We start from the raw sequence: 20,966 nt of genomic DNA on the forward strand, positions 1-20,966 counted from the left end.
CGATCCGTGAGCAGCCGCGGCACCGTCAACGCCGACCTAAGGACTTGCTTAGGTCGGCGTTGACTTCCCGAGGCACCGGCACCACATTGACGACTTCCGGAGGTGCGATATGCAGGTACCGGCCCCGTTCGAGTACGAGCGAGCCACCAGTGTGGACCATGCCATCAGCCTGATGGAGCGGCTGGGCAGCACGTCGCGGCTGATCGCCGGCGGGCACAGCCTGCTGCCGATGATGAAGCTGCGGCTGGCCAGTTTCGACTACCTCATCGACATCAACGATCTCCACGACGAACTCGGCTACATCGAGGCGGGTCCGGACGAGCTGCGCATCGGCGCGCTGACCCGGCATCGGGAACTGCTCGAGTCCGCCGTCCTGACGGCGACCTTCCCGATCTTCGCCGACGCCGAACGGGTGATCGCCGATCCGATCGTGCGCAACCGGGGCACCCTCGGCGGTTCCCTCTGCCAGGCGGACCCGTCGGAGGATCTGTCCGCCGTCTGCACCGCCCTGGACGCGAGCTGCGTGATCCGCGGACCGGGCGGCAGCGAGCGGGTGCTGTCCATGGAGGAGTTCCACGTCGGGCCGTACGAGACGGCCGTCGGTGACGGAGAGATCCTGGTCGAGGTGCGACTGCCGGTGCGGCCCGGCTGCGGCAGCGCGTACGAGAAGGTCGAGCGCCGGGCCGGCGACTGGGCTGTCGTCTCGGCCGGCGCGGCGGTGTGGCTCGACGGCGACGTGATCTCCGACGCCCGGGTCGGTCTGGCCGCGGTGGGCCCGAACACCACCGGTATTCCGGAGATCTCCGCGGCGCTGCGCGGGCAGACGCCCAGCGAGAGCCTCTTCGAGCAGGCCGGGGCGATCGCCGCGCGCAGCTGCGAGCCGGCCACCGACCAGCGGGGCAGCGCCGGATACAAGCGGCACCTGGCCGACGAGCTGACCAGACGGACCCTGCGCCGGGCCGTGGAACGGGCGAGGAGCTGAGCATGCAGGTCACCATGACCGTCAACGACGTCGAGGTCACCCGGGAGATCGAGGGCCGGCTGCTGCTCGTGCACTTCCTGCGTGACGTGCTGGGCCTGACCGGCACGCACTCGGGTTGCGACACCAGCAACTGCGGCACCTGCGTCGTCTGGCTCGACGGCGAACCGGTGAAGTCGTGCACCGTGCTGGCCGCGATGGCCGGCGGCCACGAGGTGCGTACCGTCGAGGGCCTGGCGAAGGGCGCGGAGCTCGACCCGGTCCAGCAGGGCTTCATGCAGTGCCATGGCCTGCAGTGCGGCTTCTGCACGCCCGGCATGATGATGACGGCCCGCGCGCTGCTGAACCGCAACCCGGACCCGAGCGAGGCGGAGATCCGCGAGGCGATCTCCGGCCAGATCTGCCGCTGTACCGGCTACGCCACCATCGTGCGCTCGGTGCGCTGGGCCGCCGTGCACGAGGCGAACGCGGCCGCCGCGGTCACCGAGACCACCGAATCAGCCGAAGCCGGCGAGATCGACAACGCCGGCCAGCCCGCCGGGAGCGTCGCATGACGACCGTGCACGAGCGCGTGGACACCTTCCACGACAACGACCAGAAGCCGGTGGGATACGGCCGCATGCTGCGGAAGGAGGACCCGCGGTTCGTGCGCGGCCGGGGCCGGTTCGTCGACGACGTCCGGCTGCCCGGGCTGCTGCACCTGGCCATCCTCCGCTCGCCGGTGGCGCACGCGCGGATCCTGAGCATCGACACCAGCGCCGCCGAGGCCTCCCCCGGCGTCAAGGCGGTCGTGACCGGGGCGATGCTGGCCGAGCAGGGCCTGGCCTGGATGCCGACGCTCTCCAACGACGTGCAGGCCGTGCTCGCCACCGACAAGGTGCGCTTCCAGGGTCAGGAGGTCGCGTTCGTCGTCGCCGAGGACGGGTACGCGGCGCGGGACGCGCTGGAGCTGATCGACGTCGAGTACGACGTCCTCGACCCGGTCGTCGACGCCCGCCGCGCGCTGGAGCCGGACGCCCCGGTGATCCGCGACGACCTGGAGGGCAAGACCGACAACCACTGCTTCGACTGGGAGACCGGCGACGAGGCGGCCACCGCGGCGGTGTTCGCCCAGGCCGACGTCGTGGTCAGCCAGGATCTGGTCTATCCGCGGGTGCACCCGGCGCCGATGGAGACGTGCGGGGCGGTCGCCGACTTCGACGCCGTCGAGGGCAAGCTGCGCCTCTGGTCCACCACGCAGGCGCCGCACGCGCACCGCACCCTCTACGCCCTGGTGGCAGGCATCCCCGAGCACAAGATCCAGGTGATCTCGCCGGACATCGGCGGCGGCTTCGGCAACAAGGTGCCGATCTATCCGGGGTACGTCTGCGCGATCGTCGCGTCGATCGTCACCGGGAAGCCGGTGAAGTGGATGGAGGACCGCTTCGAGAACCTGATCAGCACCGGCTTCGCCCGCGACTACATCATGCGGGGTGAGATCGCGGCGACCCGCGACGGCCGGATCCTGGCCATCCGCACCAACGTCCTAGCCGACCACGGCGCCTTCAACGGCACCGCCGCACCGGTGAAGTATCCGGCCGGCTTCTTCGGGGTCTTCACCGGCAGCTACGACATCGAAGCCGCGTACTGCAAGATGACGGCGGTCTTCACCAACAAGGCACCGGGTGGCGTGGCGTACGCCTGTTCGTTCCGCATCACCGAGGCGGTCTACCTCGTCGAGCGGATCGTCGACTGCCTCGCCGACGAGCTGGGCATGGACCCGGCCGAGCTGCGGCTGAAGAACTTCATCCGCCCGGAGCAGTTCCCCTACACGACGAAGACCGGCTGGGTGTACGACTCCGGCGACTACGAGCCGACGATGCGCCTGGCGATGGAGATGGCCGGCTACGCGGACCTGCGGCGCGAGCAGCAGGAGAAGCGGGCCCGGGGCGAGTTGATGGGCATCGGGATCGCGTTCTTCACCGAGGCCGTCGGTGCCGGCCCGCGGAAGAACATGGACATCCTCGGCCTGGGCATGGCCGACGGCTGCGAGCTGCGCGTGCACCCGACCGGCAAGGCCGTGGTCCGGCTCAGCGTGCAGTCCCAGGGTCAGGGGCACGAGACGACGTTCGCGCAGATCATCGCGGAGGAGATCGGGATCCCGCCGGACGACATCGACGTGGTGCACGGCGACACCGACAACACGCCGTTCGGCCTCGGCACGTACGGCAGCAGGTCCACCCCCGTCTCCGGTGCCGCGGCGGCCCTCGTCGCCCGCAAGGTCCGCGACAAGGCCCGGATCATCGCCTCCGGCATGCTGGAGGTCTCGGTCGCCGACCTGGAGTGGGACAAGGGTTCCTTCCGGGTCAAGGGCGACCCGGGCAAGAGCGTCACGATCCAGGACATCGCGATGCGGGCGCACGGCGCCGGTGACCTGCCCGAGGGCATCGAAGGCGGGTTGGAGGCGCAGATCTGCTACAACCCGTCGAACCTGACGTATCCGCACGGGGCGTACATCTGCGTGGTCGACATCGACCCCGGTACCGCGCAGGTCAAGGTGCGCCGGTTCGTCGCCGTCGACGACTGCGGCACCCGGATCAACCCCATGATCATCGAGGGGCAGGTGCACGGCGGGCTGGCCGACGGGGTCGGCATGGCCCTGATGGAGATGATCGCGTTCGACGAGGACGGCAACTGCCTCGGCGCGTCGCTCATGGACTACCTGCTGCCGACCGCGCTGGAGGTGCCCGACTGGGAGACCGGCTTCACCGTCACCCCGTCCCCGCACCACCCGATCGGCGCGAAGGGCGTGGGCGAGTCGGCCACCGTCGGGTCCCCGCCCGCCATCGTCAACGCGATCGTCGACGCCCTCGAACCCTTCGGCGTACGGCATGCCGACATGCCGTTGACGCCGTCGCGGGTCTGGGACGCGATGCGCGGCAATGCCCGCCCGCCGATCTAGGGAGGTGGCCATGACGACGATCGCCGGCCGTACGCGGGATCTGACCGCCTCGCGCGCGCCGTTCGTGCACGCCACTGTGGTCCGGGCGCAGGACCCGACGTCGGCCCGGCCCGGCGACGACGCGGTGATCCTGCCGGACGGCACCATCGAGGGTTTCGTCGGCGGGATGTGCGCCGAGAACTCGGTGCGCGCGGCCGCCCTGGACGCCCTCCGGGACGGCAACGCGCTGCTGCTGCGGGTGCTGCCGGACAGCGCGCCCGCCTTCCCCGACACCCCGGGAGCGCGAGTCGTGGTCAACCCGTGCCACTCGGGCGGGGCGCTGGAGATCTTCCTGCGCCCGGTGCTACCGGTACCCGTGCTGGGTCTGGTGGGCGACACGCCGATCAGCGCGGCGGTGGCCACCCTCGCCGCCTTCCTCGACTTCGAGGTGGCCACGTCCGGCGACTTCTCCGGCGCGACAGCTGTCGTGGTGGCCGGCCTCGGCAAGGGCGAACAGGACGCCATCCGCGCCGCCCTGGATGCCGGCGTGGGCCACATCGCGCTGGTCGCCAGCCAAAAGCGCGGGGCGGCGGTGCTCGACGAACTGACGTTGACCGACGCCGAGCGCGCCCGGGTCCGTACCCCGGCCGGGCTGGAGATCGGGGCGCGCTCACCGCAGGAGATCGCCCTGTCGATCATGGCCGAGGTGGTGCGGGCGCTCCGCGTGGACGGTCTCTCCTCCTCCCCGGCCGCGCCCGTCGCGCTCCCCCAGCAGGCAGTCGACCCGGTGTGCGGGATGACCGTCCTGGTCGGGCCGGACACCCCGCACGTGCGGATCGACGGCACCGACCACTGGTTCTGCTGCCCCGGCTGCCTCGACCGGCACGTGGCGGCGTAGCCGTGTTCGTGACCGGCCTGGTCCTGGCCGCCGGGGCCTCGGTGCGCCTCGGCGAGGCCAAGCAGCTGCTGCCGTACCGCGGGCGGACGCTGCTCGACGCCACCCTCGACCTGGCCCGCTCGTGCGCCTTCGACCAGTTGCTGGTGACCCTCGGCGGCGCCGCCGACCTGGTCCGCGCACGGGTGGACCTGACCGGGGTCCAGGTCGTCGAGAACGCCGAGTTCAGCACCGGCTGCGGCTCGTCGGTCCGCGCCGCGACGCAGGCGGTGGACCCGCGCGCCGACGGGCTCGTGCTCCTGCTCGGCGACCAACCAGGCGTACGGGCCGGCGACGTACGCCGGGTCGCGGCGGCGGCCACCCCACTCGCGGTGTGCCGGTACGCCGACGGCCTGGGGCACCCGTTCTGGTTCGCCCGCGACGTCCTGCCGGAGCTGCGTGTCCTGCACGGCGACAAGGCGGTGTGGAAGCTGCTGCACTCCGGCCGGTACCCGGTCACGGAGATAGCCGTGGACGGGCCGGTGCCGATCGACGTGGACACCCGCGCGGACTACCGGCGGCTGCTCTCGGGCGAGGCGCGGTGAAGGACCCCCTGGCCGTCCGGCGCCGGCTCGACGCCGTCGACTACCTCGCCGACGACGGCATGGCGATGGCCGTCTTCCTCGCGCTGCGACTGGGCAAGCCGCTGCTGCTCGAGGGCGAGCCCGGCGTCGGCAAGACCGCCGCGGCGAAGGCGCTGGCGCGGGCGCTGGACACGACGCTGATCCGGCTGCAGTGCTACGAGGGTCTGACCCCCGGCGAGGCGCTGTACGAATGGAACTACCAGCGGCAGTTGCTCGCCATCCGGCTGGCCGAGGCCCGGGGCGCCTCGCTCACCGACGCCGACCTGTTCGCCGCGGAGTTCCTGCAGGAGCGGCCGATCCTGCGGGCGGTACGCCACCCGGGACCGGTGCCGCCGGTGCTGCTGATCGACGAGATCGACCGGGCCGACGACGAGTTCGAGGCGCTGCTGTTCGAGTTCCTCGGCGAGTCCGGGATCACGATCCCCGAGCTGGGCACGTTCACCGCGACCACGCCGCCGGTAGTGGTGCTGACCTCCAACCGCAGCCGCGACCTGCACGACGCGCTGCGCCGCCGCTGCCTGTACCACTGGATCGAGTTCCCGGAGCCGGGCCGCGCCACCGAGATCGTCCGACGGGCCGTGCCGGGCGCGACGGAGCGGCTGATCCGCACGGCGACCGCCTTCGTCGGCGACGTACGCGCCCTCGGCCTGGACAAGGCGCCCGGCATGGCCGAGGCCATCGACTGGGTCGCCGCGCTCTCCGTGCTCGGCGCCGCCGACCTCGCCGCTGACGACGTCGTCCGGACCATCGGCACCATCGCCAAGACCCCCGACGACCGCGCCGCCGTCGCCGCCGCGCTCGGCGCACACCAGGAGAGGCCGGCATGAAGATCACCAACGAGTTCACCGTCGACGTCCCGATCGCGCAGGCCTGGACGGTCCTGACGGACCTGGAGGGCATCGCGCCGTGCCTGCCGGGCGCCCAGCTGACCGGCGTCGACGGCGACCTCCACCAGGGCACGGTGAAGGTCAAGGTCGGGCCGGTCGTCTCCGAGTTCGCCGGCACCGCACGCTTCGTCGAGAAGGACGAGGAGCGGTACCGGGGGGTGATCGAGGCGAAGGGCCGCGACCGGCGGTCGGCGGCCAACGCGTCCGCTCTGGTCACCGCCGAACTGCGGCCGGACGATCAGCGCACAGTCGTCAGCGTGGACACCGATCTGAAGATCTCGGGGCGGCTGGCCCAGTTCGGCAGCGGCATGATCAAGGAGGTGTCCGGCAAGCTGCTCGCCCAGTTCGTCGCCAACCTGGAGGCGAAGCTGGCGGCCGAGGAGACCGCTGAGAGCACCCCGCCTCCGGCCAGCGCGCCGGACGCATCCGAGCCCGCGCCGGCCGTCGCCCCGACGCCCGAGCGCGCCACGTCCGCCGCGACCGAGCCCGACGCCTCCACGGCCAGGCCCCGTACCCTCGCGGCCGACGCGGACGCCGCCTCGCCCGCCGCATCCCGGTCCGCCACCGCGGCCGGCACCCCCGTGGCGACGTCGGCGTCCACCGGTCGACCGTCGACCGGGGCCGCCGCCGAGCCGGAGACGCTGGACCTGCTCGACATCGCCGGTGGTGCCGTCGTCAAGCGCCTCGTGCCGGTGCTCGTCGGGATCGTCGTCATCGGCGCGGTGATCGCCTGGCGGGTCGCACGCCGGTGAGCGCCGGTCTGCTGCGCGGCGTCGACCGCGCGGCGTTCGCGACGGCCTTCGCCGGCCGGTTGCGGCGGGCCGGCGTGCACGCCGGGCTCACCGAGGCCGGTGACTTCGTCCGGGCGCTCGCCGTGTGGACGCCCGGGGACACGGGTGCGCTCTACTGGGCCGCCCGGATCAGCTTCGTGCGGCGGCACGCCGACCTCGCCGCCTTCGACCGTGTCTTCGCCGCTGTCTTCGTCGACGCGCCACCGCTACCGCTCACCCGGTCCGCGGCTCCGCCGGGGACCCGGGACGACGTGCACCTGCCGGTGCCCGCGGACACCGACGCCACCGGCGACGGCGGCGGCCTGCCGTGGGCGACGTTGCCGGCGCCCGTCGCCGAGGCGGAGCCCTCCGACACCGGGGTGCGGCTGCCCGAGCGGCGACCCAGCGCCCTCGCCGGGCTCGCCGACCGGCCGTTCGAGGACCTCGACGGCGCCCAACTCGAACTGCTCGGCGAGGCCCTGCGCGAGGCCGTCGCCCGCTGGCCGTCCCGGCGCACCAGGCGGCACGCCGTAGGCCCGGCCGGGCGGCGGGTCGCGCTGCGCCCGACGATCGCCCGGGCCCGTCGCACCGCCTGGGAGCCCGTCGAGGTCGTCCGCGAGCGACCGGTACGCCGACCGCGCCGGGTGGTGCTGCTGTGCGACCTCAGCGAGTCGATGCGGGCCCAGGCCCACGCCTACCTGCACCTGCTGCGGGCCTTCGCGGTGGTCACCGACGCGGAGGTGTTCGCCTTCGCCACGACGCTCACCCGGCTCACCGTCGCGCTGCGCCACACGTCGGCGTCCGCGGCGATCGCGCACGCCAGCGCCGCCGTGACCGACCGGTTCGGGGGTACGCGCATCGCGACGAACCTGCGGGCGCTGCTCGCCTCCCCGCACGGCGACGCGGTTCGCGGTGCCGTGGTGCTGATCGGCTCGGACGGCTGGGACAGCGACCCGCCGGACGAACTCGCCGCCGTGATGGCGCGGCTGAGCCGCCGTGCCCACCGGATCGTCTGGCTGAACCCGCGCGCCGGTGCCCCCGGCTTCGCTCCCCTGGTGGCGGGCATGGCCGCGGCCCTGCCCTACTGTGACCGGCTGCTGCCGGCCGCGACGTTCCGGGACCTGCTGGACGCCGCCGATCAGCTCCAGAGCGTCACGTGCACCGAGGGCCGGAAACGGTTCACCGCGACGCCCACGCCGCGCATCATCGCCTGAATCGCCCGGGGCGTCGACGCGAAGCGGCACAGCTCGGCCGCCACGGAAGGTGTGCCGGGGGTGACGAGCACCAGCGAATGCCATACCGCCTCGGCCGTGGCGTGCGGCCCGGACAACGCCACCAGTTGGCCGCCGCGAAGGTCCCGCGCCACGGTGAACGACAGCGCCGGGGCGACCCCCCGGCCACGCTGCGCCTCACCCAGGGCCGCCGCGTGGCTCTGGAAGATCTGCTGCCGCTCCTCGGGCACCCCGAGCCGGCGCAGCAACGCCGGAACGGCGCCCACGGTGTTGGTGCCCGACGGGCCGAGCAGCCAGGTCTGGTCGCGCAACTGCCCCGGTGACGCCGACACACCGGCCAGCGGATGATCGGGGCCGACGACAGTCACGAGCCGGTAGTTCATCATCGGCCGGCCGGAGATCGCCGGATCAGCGGCCGGCGGCAGCGGTCCCATCGCGACGTCCGCGGCCCGGGTCAGCAGCAGCGACTCGAAGGAGCCGGGGTCGCAGACGCTCAGCTCGACGTCGAGATCGGCCGCGCGCCTGGCGAACAGCTCGATCAGTCTCGGCGCGGCGAACTCGGCGAACTCGCTGGACGCGGCGACCCGCAGCAGCCGGCGGCCGTGTGCCGCCGAACTGACCTCCAGGACCGTACGGTCCTGCAGGCCCAGCATCTCGGCCGCGCGACTGGCGAGCCGCAGCCCGCCGGGGGTGAAGGCCAGTCCCTCCGCCGTCCGCGTGAACAACTGATCGCCGAACTCTCTGCGCAACTGGCCGATGAGCAGCGAGACCGCCGGCTCGGAGACCTCCAGTTGCGCGGCGGCCTGCTTGACCGATCCCAGCCGGACGACAGCGACGTAGGCCCGTAGCTGCGTCGGAGTCATCGGCGTCGACCGCCCTTCTGCTGCGCCATGGGCTGCTGCCGGACAGCCCGCGGGTACTCCGATCATTCCTCGCCGGTTGCCCCGCCGCCAGGGGCGGTGCATCATGCAGCGACGTGCCCGGTACACCCGGTGAGCGCCTTGACGATGTTCCGTTCGGCGAGGTCCAGCATCCATTTCCGATCCGGGAAGTCGGTGTCCGCGATCCGCAGTGGCCCTTCGATCAGGGACAGCGTCTGCGCGTACCGGTAGAGCTCCAGCCGGTGGGAATCCAGGTCGACCGGACGCAGCGCCGGGTAGGCGTCACCGAAACGCATCCGCAGCCAGGCATGGTCCCACTCGACGTCGAAGTACGTCAGCCCCTCGAAATCGATCATGACGGCCTCACCGGCGGGTGTGACGAGCACGTGATCCGGCCCGAGTTCACCGTGTACCAGCCCGTACTCCTCGCGCGGGGTGACCGCGCTCCTGAGACGGCGTACGTGGGCGGTGATCCGGTGATGGGCATCGGCCAGCCGGGCGTCGCGGGCCGCTGCCGCGTCGAGGTGGCCGAGCGCGCGGTCGACGATCACGTCTTCCGTGCGCCGCGCCTGGGATGCCTCACCTCGGGCGACGGCCGCGACCTTTCCGTAGTGCGGACCGAAGGTGGTGTGCATGCGGCGCAGGGCGTCACCGAGCGCGGACAGCGGCGCTGCGGCGGTGGCCGGATCGTGTTCCAGCAACGCCTCCAGCCGCAGTGCGCCGGCATCCTCGACAAGCGCGATGTCGGCGTCGAGGTGCCGGCCGTCCCGGTCGATCATCATCAGATGCGGGACACGCACTCCTGCTTCGGTGAGCACCGCGTGGCCGGCGGCGAAGAGATCCGCGCCGGACGCGTCAGTGAACGGATCGTCCGGGACGGCCGGGGACGGCGGCCAGTAGTTCTCGCCCGCGGCCCACACGTACAGCATCACGGTCGTCCGGTCGTTCAGCCGGAGCCGGTAGACGCCCTTCTTGGTGCCGCCGGTCAGCCGGTCCAGGGCAGCGAGCCGCCGGTCGGAGCCGAACTGGTCCGACACGAGGTCGTGCAGGTCATCCGGCTGCAGGAAGGTCCGCGTCATGGCCGCCTCTCGTCAGACCGAGGCAGTCAGGCTGCCAGGCCTTGCAGCGGCACACAACCGAGTTGACGGCCGGTCGGTACTCGATTCTCCGCCGGGCGGTCCGGCCGTGACCGGACCGCCCGCCCGCCGTCAGGCGCGGGTGCGCTGCCGCTGCCGCGTCGACACGATCGCGACGACAGCCATGAGGACCGCGACGACCAGCGACGGCAGGGCGTCCGGCCGGCGCAGCAGTTCCCCCGTCATCCCGGAGTTGTCCAGCTGGTGCAGCGTGCCCAGCAGCAGGGTGGGGACGACCGCGATCAGCAGCCGCTGGTCGGCCGTCGCCACCCACAGGAAGGCGGCCACCCCGGCGACCACCATGGCGGCGGCGGCGATCCGCGGGCCCGTGTCGACCATGCGGAGGCCGCCCGCCGGGATCAGGTGCAGGGCGAGGATGCCGGCGGTGACCAGGACGGCGTTGGCCCGGGGTGCCGGCGGCACGTCCGCCGGGCGCCGCAGGCCCAGCACGATCAGCGGCGCGGCGACAACCGGCGCCCACCACTGCGGCAGGCCGTTGAGGAACAGGTACTGGGAGATCATGGTCGGCACCACCGCCGCGGCCACCGCCAGGACGGCAGCGGTACGGGCACGGCCCGCGACGAGCGCCACCAGCGCCGCGATCAGCACCACCTCGTGGACGCCCTGATTCCGCAGGACGGTCAGCGGGTCCGAGAGCCCGCCGTACCGGAGGGCCTCGAGGATGTCGTCCAGGCCGATGAGCACACCCAGTGCCAGCACCGCGACGGCACCGAGGTGGACGCCCTGCCAGAGCAGCACGGCGGTGGGCCGGGGCGCGGTGCTGCCGCCGTACACCCTCAGGCCGCCCCGGACGAGCGAGGCCGCCTCCCGGACGCTGGGCCAGCGACGGATGGTGGGCTCGTCGCCGATCAGCGTGTCGAGCAGTTCGTCGGCGCGTTCGCGGCGGTAGCCGGCCGGGTAGGCCCGCAGCAGCATCCGGTAGCGCTTCTCCAGGACATCGGAATTCATGCGGGTCTGATCCTCACGGTGGAAGGTGGGCGGGCACTTGCCTGCGATGCGACCCGGCGTGGCAGGCGGTCCATGACCACCCGGGCGGCCTGGGCGAGCCGGTCGGCCTCTTCGGTGAGTACGCGGCAGCCCTCGTCGGTGAGCCGGTAGTAGCGACGGGCACGCCCGTTGACGATCTCCTCACCGTCCGCGGTGACGAGGCCCTCGCCGAGCAGCCGGTCGATCACCGAGTACAGCGATCCGGCGGCGAGGGTCACCCGCCCGTCGGACAGCTCGGTCACCCGCTTGATCACGGCGTAACCGTGGAGCGGACCGCCGAGCAGGGCGGCGAGGACGAAGTACGACGGTTCCCGTAGCGCGGGACGCGAAGTCGATCCCATGCCGCCGAATATACAACCAACTTGAGTATCCGTCCAAGATGACTGTTCACAGTGGCGCTTGCCCAAATCATCTTAATGATTAAGGTAATTGGATGGGCATATCGACTGGCTTCTCCGTGGCGATCTCCGGCGCCGGGCTCTCCGGCCTCTGCCTCGCCCAGTACCTGACGCGCGCCGGCATCGACGTACACGTCTACGAGCGGGACCCCGGCCCCTTCGTCCGGCGGCAGGGCTACCGGATCATCCTCGACCGGTACGGGCTGGCGGCACTGCGCGAGAGCCTGCCCCGACCGCTGTACCGCCTGGCGCTGGCCACCGGCGACGAGCCCGGCGGGCACCTGCGCTTCACCGACAGACGGCTGCGGGACGCCTTCACGATCACCTTCAAGGACGACCCGCACGAGACCCGTCAGGTGGACCGGCTGACGCTGCGGTCGATCCTCCAGTCCGGGCTGGACGGGCGCATCCACTACGGCAAGGCCGCCGTCGCGGTGGACAGCGGCGGCCCGGCCGGGCTGCGGCTGCGGTTCTCCGACGGCAGCGCCGCCGCAGCGACAGTCGTGGTGGGCGCCGACGGCGTCGGCTCGGCGCTACGCGCACAGCTCATGCCGGACGCCGACCCGGCGGACACCCCGATGGCGGGCATCTACGGCCGGTCGCCGCTGCAGCGTGACGGCGTGAGCGTCATCCCCGACGCGCTGCGTACCAGCGGGGTCCTTGCCATCGCCGACCGGCCCGGCAGCGCCTTCTTCTTCACCTCCATGCGGTTCGGCGAGAGCCCACGGGAGGCGTTCACCCGCCTGGCCCCGGGCAGCTACGCCCCCACCGGCGACGACTACGTCATGTGGGCGCTGCTGCTCCGCCGGGACGAGGTGCCCGACCGCGTCCGCGGGGACCTGCGGGCGCTGTGGCACCTGGCGGCCCGGATGAGCATCGACTTCCACCCGCTCGTCCGGCGGCTGGTCGACACGGCCGAGCTGGACGCCACGGTGCTCAACCTGTTCGCCACCGGCCGGCGACCGCGCCGGTGGGCGGTGCCGCGGGCGACGATGATGGGCGACGCCGTACACGTCATGCCACCGTTCGGCGCGCACGGCGGCAACACGGCGCTGCGCGACGCCGCCCTGCTCGGCCACAAGCTGGTCGAGGCTCGGACGAAGGGCACGCCGGTGGAGGAGGCGATCGCCGCATACCAGGACGAGATGGTGCCGTACGCCTTCCGCGCCGTCGACACCGCCGGCCGGCTGATGCACCGGCTCACCGGCGGCGCCGCCGCACCGCACTGGGTGCTGACCCGCGTGCTACCTCGGCTGCACCGGGTCACCGTGCCGGAGGCATGATTGCCCCCATGTCCGACGATCCGGCCCGCGCCTCCGCGATCGCCGACCTCATGCGCGCCGGGCGGGAGACGTCGCGGCTGTCCATGGTGTTCCGGTACGCCGTCGCGGAGCGGCTGGGCCTCGCCGTGAGCGACCTGGAATGCCTGGACCACCTGGCGGACGTCGGCTCCGCCACCGCGGGGCAGATCGCCGAGCGGACCAACCTCACCACCGGTGCGGTCACCAGCATGCTCCGCCGGCTCCAGCAGGCGGGATACGTGACGACCGAACGCGATCCCGCGGACCGGCGGCGGGTCGTCGTCACGATACGCCCGGAGCGGATCGCCGACCTGGAGCGGCCGTACGAGCGTTTCGCCGAGCGGGCGGAACGGCTCGTCGAGGGCTACAGCGCCGAGGAGGTCCGGCTGCTGGTCCGGCACCACGGCCGCCTGCAGGCGATGTACCTCGCCGAGTTGGACTCCCTCCGCCACGACGACACCGGAGCGAGCCGTCCCTGAGCCGCGGGACTCCGGAGCCGGCGCGTACGCCGTAGCGTCGAGGCCATGAGAACGATGCTGGTGTCGCTCGCCGTGGCCGTGCTGGTGGCGCTCGCGCTCGTCGTCTTCGTCGCCCGGCGCGACCGGGCGCGGAGCCCGTCGGACGAGGACTCGGCCGCGGTCCGCCGGGCCGGCGCGGACCAGCACCGGCACGATGCGCAGCGTCAGGCCGCGTCGGGCATCGCCGAGCGGCACCGCAACCCGCCGAGCACATAGGGCGGTTGCGCGTACACCGGTTCGCGGGCCGGCTTTATCGGTGGCCCCGCAGCGCCCCACCGCGCATGATCACCCGGTGATCGCACCCGACACGGTTCTCTCCGACCTCCGCGAGGCGTGGCGCCGCACGCTGGCCGACCGGCTGCTGGGCCTGTACCTGCACGGCTCGTTCGTGGCAGGCGACTTCGACGTGAACCGCAGCGACCTCGACCTGCTCGCGGTCCTCACCGACGACCCGGACGAGAAGCTCCTCGACGTACTCGCCGACCTGCACTCCGGCCTCGACCGGCGGCACCCGCGGTGGGCCGGCCGGATCGAGGTGGAATACGTGTCACTGGACGCGGTGCGCGCCGTTCCCGGCCGGAACCACCTGATCGCCCGGATCAGTCCCGGAGAGTCGTTGCACCTGCTGCCCGCCACCACCCACCGCGTCGTGACCTGGGCCGCCGTGCACGACTACGGCCGTCCGCTGCTGGGACCGCCGGCCGACGAGCTGCTGCCCGCCGCCGACCCCGGCCTGGTCCGCGCGGCCCTGCTGGACCACGTCCGCGACTGGCCGGCCTGGATCCTCGAGATGACCCCACCCGGAGCCCAGTCGTACGCGGTGCTCACGCTCTGCCGGGCCTACCAACGGCTGCACAACGGCCGGCAACTGTCCAAGCGGCAGGCCGCCGAGCAGACCATCGCCGCCCTCCCGCGACGGGCGGACCTCATCGTCTGGGCACGGGACTGGTGGTACGACTCCGGCCACGACAGCGATCCCGGCCGGTTCGACGAGGTCCAGGCGTTCGTGCACGAGGTCAGCGACGCCATCCTGGCCGAGGAGCGCGGCACGGAAGCAGGCTCCCCACGATGACGGTCGAGACGGTGAGCTCGGCGATGGCTGTTCTGCCGCGGAGCATGACCGAGGCGTCGTGGACCGTCGAGTAGACCTTCACCGAGATCCGCTTGAACTACGACCTCTTCGTGCCGGACGCCGACGGCGTGCGCTGCCGGTTCGACGGCACCGACGACGAGGTGCTGGTCTGGGGCAGCCGGCTGCTGTTCGACCCGTACGACGGGGTGGACCGCCACCCCTCGGCGGACACCTGCAGTTCGACGCCCTGACGATCAGACTGCCGCACGTCCCGGTGGAGGTCCCGGACGACCCGTCTGAGATCCGCCTCTACGTGCGGCTGACGCTTCGCGCAGACGGCTTCACGCTGACCGCCGGCATCGACGTCGACCTTGTCCGGCGGTTGTTCGACCATCCGGCCGGCGGGCACACCGTCATGCGGATCATCGAGGAACTCAGCACGGTGCACGAGACAGTGGCCGCCGCCCGCCGCGCCGTCGACGATCACCACTCGCTGTTCGACGACATCGGCTTTCCCCGCCGATCGCGGACGGTTGCATCGGATCCTGTTCGCCCCTCGTAGCGGTCGAGCAGGATCGGTACTCCCGTATGCACCCACCATGGCACGTGAACGGCACCGGCTGACATACCATGGCCCGGGTCGAACTCGGGGACGTACACCACGGCTGCGGGGTCGTGCCACGATGCTGATTCGCGGTTGTCGAAGCGCTCGCCGACCACCTCCTCGATGGCATCCGTGACGAGCGTCCTCAACTCGAACCAGTCGCCCGGCAGCGGCGTGTCTGCGAAACGCGCGCGAAGTTCCCGCCACAGGTAGGCATCACCGCGCAGGGAGTACTGAGTCGGCTCGCGCTCGAACAGCGCGCCGACGGTGTCGGCGCCGACGAGTGGCGGAAGTCGAAGCAGGAGCGAAGCTCGGATCTGCCTGTATACGGCATCGTCCGACGCGACGAGCCGCACCTCGGCGACGCGAGGCCGAGCAGTGGCGAGGGTTTCGATCGCCACTGCGATGGCATCGGCACGAGGCCAGCCGTGCCTGCCCGCACCGAGCAACGGAAACGCCACGCTGCGCGCATCAACCTCATCAGCGACCTCCAACACCCGCCTGTAGCACGCTGCCAAGAGGGATGGGTCGCGTTGACCGGCGCTGTAGTTCGGACCGACCGTGTGGATGACCACCCGGGCGGGCAGATCCCCTGCCGTCGTCCAGCCGGCCTCGCCGAGGGCGATGCCGTTCGGGAACCGGAGGACGCATTCGCGCAGGATCGTCGGCCCTCCGCGGCGATGGATGGCACCGTTCACGCCGCCACTCACACGCATGGCGCTGTTCGCCGAGCTGACGACGGCGTCCACCGCCTGCGTCGTGATGTCTCCGAGGACGGCAGTGACGGCCGGCACTGTGCCATTGTGTCAGAACGACCGCTTGCCGTGCGCCCGCTCCTGCCGAGCAGAAGCGTCGACGTCTCCGATCAGTGGGTTCCGATGGCGGCACCACCGAGGACGTCACGGGAGGTTGTCGGTCGCCCGAGGGGGAGGATCAGGACTTCCGCCACATCTGTTCGAAATCGGTGAAGGCGAGCTGTTGCTGATGGTTCACGACGTTGTCTCTCACGTTGAGGATCAGGCAACGCTCGGTACCGTTGTTGCGTGGCCCACGTAGGCCGCGGCCAATCATCTGTTGGTACACGTTCGGGCTGTAAGTCGGTCGGGCCACGACAACGACGCGGGTCGCCGGCGCGTCGAACCCTTGGTGCAGTACGCCGTAATTGGTGAGGACTCTGATCCTGCCCCTGCCGAACTGTTCGATGACCTGTTGTCGCCGCTTCGTCGGAGTCTCCGAGTCCACTGAGGCGGAGCGCACACCCTTGTCGTTGAGAACGGCGGCCAGGAACCGTGCGTGGTTGACAGAGGTGGCGAAGACGAGTACCGGCCATTCCCGATCGAGGCCGAGCAGGGCGTTGATCAGGGTCCGGTTCCGTGAGTGGTCTTCGGCGAGACGCCGTTCGGCGTCGGGTGGGAGGGTGCCTCGGCCCATGGACATCATGCCGAGTTCCTGAGACGTCAGCTCGAGCTCACCACCTTCGAGGACACCGTGGTCCGTGCGGGCGAGGATGCCCATGTCCTGCAGCCTGCCGTAGGGGTTCTCGCCCAGCGCTCCCTCGTCGAGACGGTTGCTGCCGTAACGAGTGATCAGTCGTTTCGTCTCGTCGGTGCTCTTGCCGCGGAACGGGGTGGCGGTCAGCCCGATCAGCGGCCGTGACAGACGGTGGTGGGTGATGCCCATCCGTTCGAGCAGCGCGGTGTAGCCCTTGGTGGTCGATCCGTGGGCCTCGTCGACGATCACCAGCAACGGCGCGCGCAACCACTGGTACGCGGGCTGGTGCAGCCGGGCGGTCAGCTGGTCGTCGGTGGCGACAACCAGGTGCGGGTTGCCGGTGATCTGGGTCGCGTCGCGACTGTTCCAGAAACGGCTGATGCTGAGACGGGTGCCGCCGAGACCGCTCTTCTCCCAGACGTACTTCCAGCTCTGGACGGCCTGCTCGCACAGCTCGGTCGACTGGGCGATCCACAGGATCGGCCGGCCCGGACCGTCGGCACCGAACGTCTTGAGGTAGCGGATGACCGCCTCGGCAGCAACACGCGTCTTGCCGGCACCGGTGGGGAGGCTGAGCATGCCGCGCATCGGTTGCTTCTGCATCAGCAGTTGCAACATTCGGGAGGCGAGTACCTCCTGGTAGTCGTGCAGCGGGTAGTACGGAGTCGGTCCCTCGGCGGTCTCCAGCGGCGGAGGGGTCTCCTCCTTCGTACCCGCGTATCGGTCGTCGAACCCGAGGTCGGCGACCTTCTGTCGGGATCTGGTGTCTCCCGTGAACGGCAGGTTGAGACTCTCGTCGATCAGCTTCAGGTCGCCCCGGTGGTGGCGCAGAATGGCGTCACCGTGGGCGTGCAACGCGAGTTCGGCGACACGTAGATCCTCGATCACTCCGCCCCTCTGCGCCTTCTCCCAGGCGAGCAGGCCCTCCGGGAGCCCTCGTCGCAGCCGTTCGGCGCCGACGAGCAGCAGGATCTTCTCGATGTCGTCGTCCGTTGCGCGGACCCGCTTGAGAATGTCCTGGTTCCTGGCCTCCTCCCGCATGTCGAGGATCGTCTGCACCTCGGCGGGCGACAGTCGCAGGTCGAGCTCCTTCGAGACCGCCTGCAGGATCTGCCGCTCGTCGGCGGGGTGGCGCACGTACACCACCCGCTCCCGGTTCGCCGACTCGAGCGGGGTCGTCCGCATACCGGCGGGAGTGCGCTTCACCTCGTCGAGTTCGCCGCACACCACGTAGGACCAGCCGTTGGCGAGCCGGCTCCGCAGAACGGCCAGGTGCGAAAACTCGGTGACGACGGGGACCGGTTCGGTCTCCTCGGCGGTGCGGATCTCCATACTGACGGCGTCGGCATACCGCAGCATCCCCCACGTATCGACCATGTTCTCCACGTCGGCGACAGTGGGTGCCAGCAGTGCGGGGACCCTTTCCATGACGAGGGTGTCGTACTCGACGCGGTCCGCGGTGACGCAGATGTGGTCGTCCGGACGGGTGCCCCAGGTGTCCCCGATGCGGCACCGCGTCCCGCCTCCGGGCCATTCGACGCCCGAGCGCAGGACGAGTGCATAAGCCTTGCCGGGTACCGCGTCCTCCTGGGAGTTTTCGACCGTCTGCACCACGTAGCGCCACAGCGGGGCCGGGATCCGATCGACGGTGGACGGCAGCCCGAGCACGTCGGCGACGTTGCTGTCGACGCTCGCCACGGGCAACACGTCGGCGTAGTCCTGCATACCTGGATTGACCGTCATGGGTACGGGCAGCAATCCCTGACTGCTGTCGATCCTGCCGTGCCGGCGGACCATCCACACCAGCGGAGACGGGATGTGAAGCGTGCTGCTGTGGGCCCGAGCGGTCCAGTCGCGCACCAGTCGCCCAGCGGGCAGATGTGTGACGAACAGTGCCTTGCCTTCGTCGCTGAGTTCGGCGAGAACGCCGAGCGGGCCGGGCGGGGTGGTCCCGTCGACCTCGAGCGCCGACATCTTCCGCAGTCGAATGTGCTTGTCGAGGCTGTCGTTCAGACGCTTGAGCGCGAACTCGCGGTATTCCCCGAACCAGTCCTCCTCGCGCGGGTCGACGCTCATGTCGGGTACGTCGGACATCCCGAGTGCCGTCAGAGTCGGCCGGTCGAGGCCGTGGACGCGCAGGTCGACGGCCAGATCCCGGTCACGGCTGCCGTCAACGGGAACCACCCGCCCGGGCAGCAGGCACTCCGCCAAGGGTCGGAACCGGCCCGCGACGGTGCGCACCCGGAACGTGTGCAGGGGGTCGGGCAGGGCCTTGCGGACCGCGTCGGCCGCATCCTCGGGCGTCACCCGGCGAACGAGGGCCCACAACGCCTCCCAGTCCTTCTCGCCGTATCCGTCGACGCCGCGGTCCAGAACCGCCCTGAGCTTGCCCAGCGGCGTCGCCTCTCGGACCCCCAATTCGTTGAGGTCACTGCGCAGACCGATCTCGTCGGTGACGACCGCATCGACGTAGACCAGGTCGTCGGCGAGTTCGTCGAGGCCGCTGCGCTGATACAGGCCGGGGTGGTCGACGGAGACCATGCCGTGGGACTCGGTCAGCACGATCCGGGCCGCTCGCGCGTCCGCGGCGTGCTCGGAGTTCTCACGGTGCAATCCGGCAAGGATGCGGATCGCGCAGATGGACGCCTCTGCGGTGCCGTCGCGTACCAACGACTGCAGCCACCGCACGATCGACGCCTCGCTCAGGTCGGCGTTGTCGAAGATCAGGCGCGCTCGGGCGCGGCGATCGCGCTGCTCGATCGACGGGTGGGTCCAGTCCGTCGGACGACCGGTGCAACCGACCCACAGCTGCATCAGGGCAGCGGGGATGTTCTCCGGAGGCATGGAGAGCTCGTTGGGCCTGCGCAGCACACCCGTCTGGTCGGGCAGCGACGGGCGCACCGCGGTCGTCTTCCAGACCTGCCTGGTCAGCCGGTCGTCGGCCCACTGCGGCGCCTCCCTACCCCGTCCGGGCAGCAGAGTCAGGTAGGAACCAGGATCGGCGACATCGACGAGTTCCGGCAGGGACTCGACGACGAGAAGCGCCGCCTGCACGATCAGCTCCTCGTTGAACGGATTGTTGTCGTACAGGTTCTGCCGGTCCTCGCTGGTCTTCCACGGAGCGTTGAGCAGGCCGCGCAGCGTGGTTGCGTAATTGGTGGGGAAGAACGCCCAGAACGTGCCCCGCTCACCGCGCCCCTTGTCCTCCGGCACCGCCCACGACACATCGATCTGCGGACGGTCGTGCAGTTCACCGGCGCCCTGCTGGGCGGTCGCGGACGGATGAAACGTGCGGGTGAACACCCGCCAGCGAGTGGTCTCGTCCCTTCCCGTGGTGGCACTGCTCTGGAGGGTGAAGCGGCTGCCGTCGCTGCGCACGAAGAGTTCCCGGACCATCGGGATGCGATTGCCGGAGCGGTCCTCGAGAATCAACGACCGGACGTGCGGTGAGAACAGTTGGAACTCGGCAGGGAAGCTACGAAGGTCGAGGCTGAGCCGGGCAGCCTTGCCGGGAAGCAGCGGTAGCCGTACGACGGTGGCGGCCCACTCGAGCAGCTCGGCGAGGATCGGATCGGACTCGGCCTCCCGAGCCGTGTCCAGGACTCTGCCCATTCGCAGGATGGGAATGTCGACGGCGCCGGGGACCACGGCCCGGATGGCCTGTTCAGCCCAAGCCCGGTCGAAGCCGAAAGAACCGGTGGTACTGAAGAACTGAGGGGTGTCGCTGACGCTGAGCACGGACTTGACACCCACACCGAAGCGGCCGATCTGCCCACCTCGTTTGCGGGAGACGCCCATGCGCAGAATCGTGTCCGCCCCCGCGGGGGTCATCGGGTTACCGCCGTTGGCGCAGTAGAGGTAGTAGTCGGTGAGAATCACCCGGATCTCACCGTCCGACATCCCTCGCATTTCGTCGGCGCCGTTCTGGACGAGCTCGTAGAGCTGACGGTCACCGTATCCGCCCTGGGTGATGCGTCGCTCGCCGTTGGCGTGCTCCTGAACCATCCCGGGGTCGATCTCGTAGTGCCGGAGCGCGACGGCGGTGAGCGCTTCGACGGCCTCACGGACGGACGCGTATGGCGATGGAGTGGAAGAACTCATCAGATCCCGCCTCGAGCCGAACAGAGCGAACACGCAAAGCAGGAACGGCAGCAGAAGCCAGGCTCGTACTTCGGACTACGATCTTGAAAGCTTCGCAGCCTCGAATGCCCGCTTCGACCGGATGTTCGTGCTCAAACGCCCGCCCACGGT

At 70.9% G+C, this 20,966-nt stretch carries 19 protein-coding genes; 13 read left to right on the forward strand and 6 right to left on the reverse strand.

Going from position 1 to position 20,966, the window contains the following annotated elements; translation table 11 throughout:
• Nucleotides 1–109 precede the first annotated feature (109 nt).
• From O7607_RS03495 to O7607_RS03530, 8 genes are read left to right on the forward strand one after another with little or no spacing between them, the layout of a single operon-like run.
• Nucleotides 110–982: an FAD binding domain-containing protein gene (locus O7607_RS03495; RefSeq protein ID WP_269700938.1), complete on the forward strand. Its 873-nt coding sequence runs from the start codon at nt 110–112 to the stop codon at nt 980–982.
• Nucleotides 983–984: 2 nt separating this feature from the next.
• Complete coding sequence (locus O7607_RS03500; protein ID WP_269700939.1) at nt 985–1,533, forward strand: (2Fe-2S)-binding protein; 549 nt, start codon at nt 985–987, stop codon at nt 1,531–1,533.
• Nucleotides 1,530–3,920, forward strand: a complete 2,391-nt coding sequence (locus O7607_RS03505) for an aerobic carbon-monoxide dehydrogenase large subunit (protein WP_269700940.1) — start codon at nt 1,530–1,532, stop codon at nt 3,918–3,920. Before O7607_RS03500 ends, O7607_RS03505 begins: the two co-directional genes overlap by 4 nt.
• Before the next feature lie 10 nt (nt 3,921–3,930).
• Nucleotides 3,931–4,797, forward strand: coding sequence for an XdhC family protein (locus O7607_RS03510; RefSeq protein WP_269700941.1), 867 nt, complete (start codon nt 3,931–3,933; stop codon nt 4,795–4,797).
• An 8-nt stretch (nt 4,798–4,805) separates the two neighbouring features.
• Entirely contained in the window at nt 4,806–5,378 is a 573-nt protein-coding gene (locus O7607_RS03515; protein ID WP_269700943.1) for a nucleotidyltransferase family protein, read from the forward strand.
• Nucleotides 5,375–6,244 carry an AAA family ATPase gene (locus O7607_RS03520; protein ID WP_269700945.1) on the forward strand — a complete coding sequence of 290 codons (870 nt, stop codon included), beginning with the start codon at nt 5,375–5,377 and terminating at the stop codon, nt 6,242–6,244. Before O7607_RS03515 ends, O7607_RS03520 begins: the two co-directional genes overlap by 4 nt.
• The gene (locus O7607_RS03525; RefSeq protein WP_269700947.1) at nt 6,241–7,056 is read left to right on the forward strand and encodes an SRPBCC family protein; all 816 of its coding nucleotides are present in this window, start codon (nt 6,241–6,243) and stop codon (nt 7,054–7,056) included. Before O7607_RS03520 ends, O7607_RS03525 begins: the two co-directional genes overlap by 4 nt.
• Nucleotides 7,053–8,288 carry a vWA domain-containing protein gene (locus tag O7607_RS03530; RefSeq protein ID WP_269700948.1) on the forward strand — a complete coding sequence of 412 codons (1,236 nt, stop codon included), beginning with the start codon at nt 7,053–7,055 and terminating at the stop codon, nt 8,286–8,288. The genes O7607_RS03525 and O7607_RS03530 overlap by 4 nt, the downstream gene beginning before the upstream one ends.
• Here the strand turns inward: O7607_RS03530 and O7607_RS03535 are convergent.
• From O7607_RS03535 to O7607_RS03550, 4 genes are all read right to left on the reverse strand, one after another.
• Nucleotides 8,213–9,169: a LysR family transcriptional regulator gene (locus tag O7607_RS03535; protein ID WP_269700950.1), complete on the reverse strand. Its 957-nt coding sequence runs from the start codon at nt 9,167–9,169 to the stop codon at nt 8,213–8,215. The genes O7607_RS03530 and O7607_RS03535 overlap by 76 nt on opposite strands.
• A 101-nt stretch (nt 9,170–9,270) precedes the next feature.
• Nucleotides 9,271–10,266: a phosphotransferase family protein gene (locus tag O7607_RS03540; RefSeq protein ID WP_269700952.1), complete on the reverse strand. Its 996-nt coding sequence runs from the start codon at nt 10,264–10,266 to the stop codon at nt 9,271–9,273.
• 129 nt (nt 10,267–10,395) lie between these two features.
• A complete protein-coding gene (locus O7607_RS03545) occupies nt 10,396–11,292 on the reverse strand; it encodes a hypothetical protein (RefSeq protein WP_269700953.1) in 897 nt (298 codons plus the stop codon).
• Nucleotides 11,289–11,672: a PadR family transcriptional regulator gene (locus O7607_RS03550; protein WP_269700955.1), complete on the reverse strand. Its 384-nt coding sequence runs from the start codon at nt 11,670–11,672 to the stop codon at nt 11,289–11,291. Before O7607_RS03550 ends, O7607_RS03545 begins: the two co-directional genes overlap by 4 nt.
• 92 nt (nt 11,673–11,764) lie before the next feature.
• Between O7607_RS03550 and O7607_RS03555 the strand changes: the two genes are divergently transcribed.
• The 5 genes from O7607_RS03555 to O7607_RS03575 all read left to right on the forward strand — a co-directional run bounded on the left by O7607_RS03555 (nt 11,765) and on the right by O7607_RS03575 (nt 14,871).
• On the forward strand, nt 11,765–13,012 hold the full coding sequence (locus tag O7607_RS03555; protein ID WP_269700956.1) for an FAD-dependent oxidoreductase: 1,248 nt from the start codon (nt 11,765–11,767) through the stop codon (nt 13,010–13,012).
• A gap of 8 nt (nt 13,013–13,020) precedes the next feature.
• On the forward strand, nt 13,021–13,509 hold the full coding sequence (locus O7607_RS03560; RefSeq protein WP_269700957.1) for a MarR family winged helix-turn-helix transcriptional regulator: 489 nt from the start codon (nt 13,021–13,023) through the stop codon (nt 13,507–13,509).
• A gap of 45 nt (nt 13,510–13,554) precedes the next feature.
• Entirely contained in the window at nt 13,555–13,764 is a 210-nt protein-coding gene (locus O7607_RS03565) for a hypothetical protein (protein ID WP_269700958.1), read from the forward strand.
• 76 nt (nt 13,765–13,840) lie between these two features.
• Nucleotides 13,841–14,620 (forward strand): aminoglycoside adenylyltransferase domain-containing protein, encoded by a 780-nt coding sequence (locus O7607_RS03570; protein WP_269700959.1) that lies wholly within the window; start codon nt 13,841–13,843, stop codon nt 14,618–14,620.
• Between the two features lie 92 nt (nt 14,621–14,712).
• Complete coding sequence (locus O7607_RS03575; RefSeq protein ID WP_269700961.1) at nt 14,713–14,871, forward strand: hypothetical protein; 159 nt, start codon at nt 14,713–14,715, stop codon at nt 14,869–14,871.
• A gap of 232 nt (nt 14,872–15,103) precedes the next feature.
• Here O7607_RS03575 and O7607_RS03580 read toward each other — a convergent pair whose 3' ends face one another.
• Both O7607_RS03580 and O7607_RS03585 read right to left on the reverse strand, forming a co-directional pair.
• Nucleotides 15,104–16,018 (reverse strand): macro domain-containing protein, encoded by a 915-nt coding sequence (locus O7607_RS03580; protein ID WP_269700963.1) that lies wholly within the window; start codon nt 16,016–16,018, stop codon nt 15,104–15,106.
• A gap of 139 nt (nt 16,019–16,157) precedes the next feature.
• Nucleotides 16,158–20,849 (reverse strand): DEAD/DEAH box helicase, encoded by a 4,692-nt coding sequence (locus O7607_RS03585; RefSeq protein ID WP_269700964.1) that lies wholly within the window; start codon nt 20,847–20,849, stop codon nt 16,158–16,160.
• Nucleotides 20,850–20,966 lie beyond the last annotated feature (117 nt).

This window comes from Micromonospora sp. WMMA1949 (genome assembly GCF_027460145.1).
Classification (GTDB): domain Bacteria; phylum Actinomycetota; class Actinomycetes; order Mycobacteriales; family Micromonosporaceae; genus Micromonospora.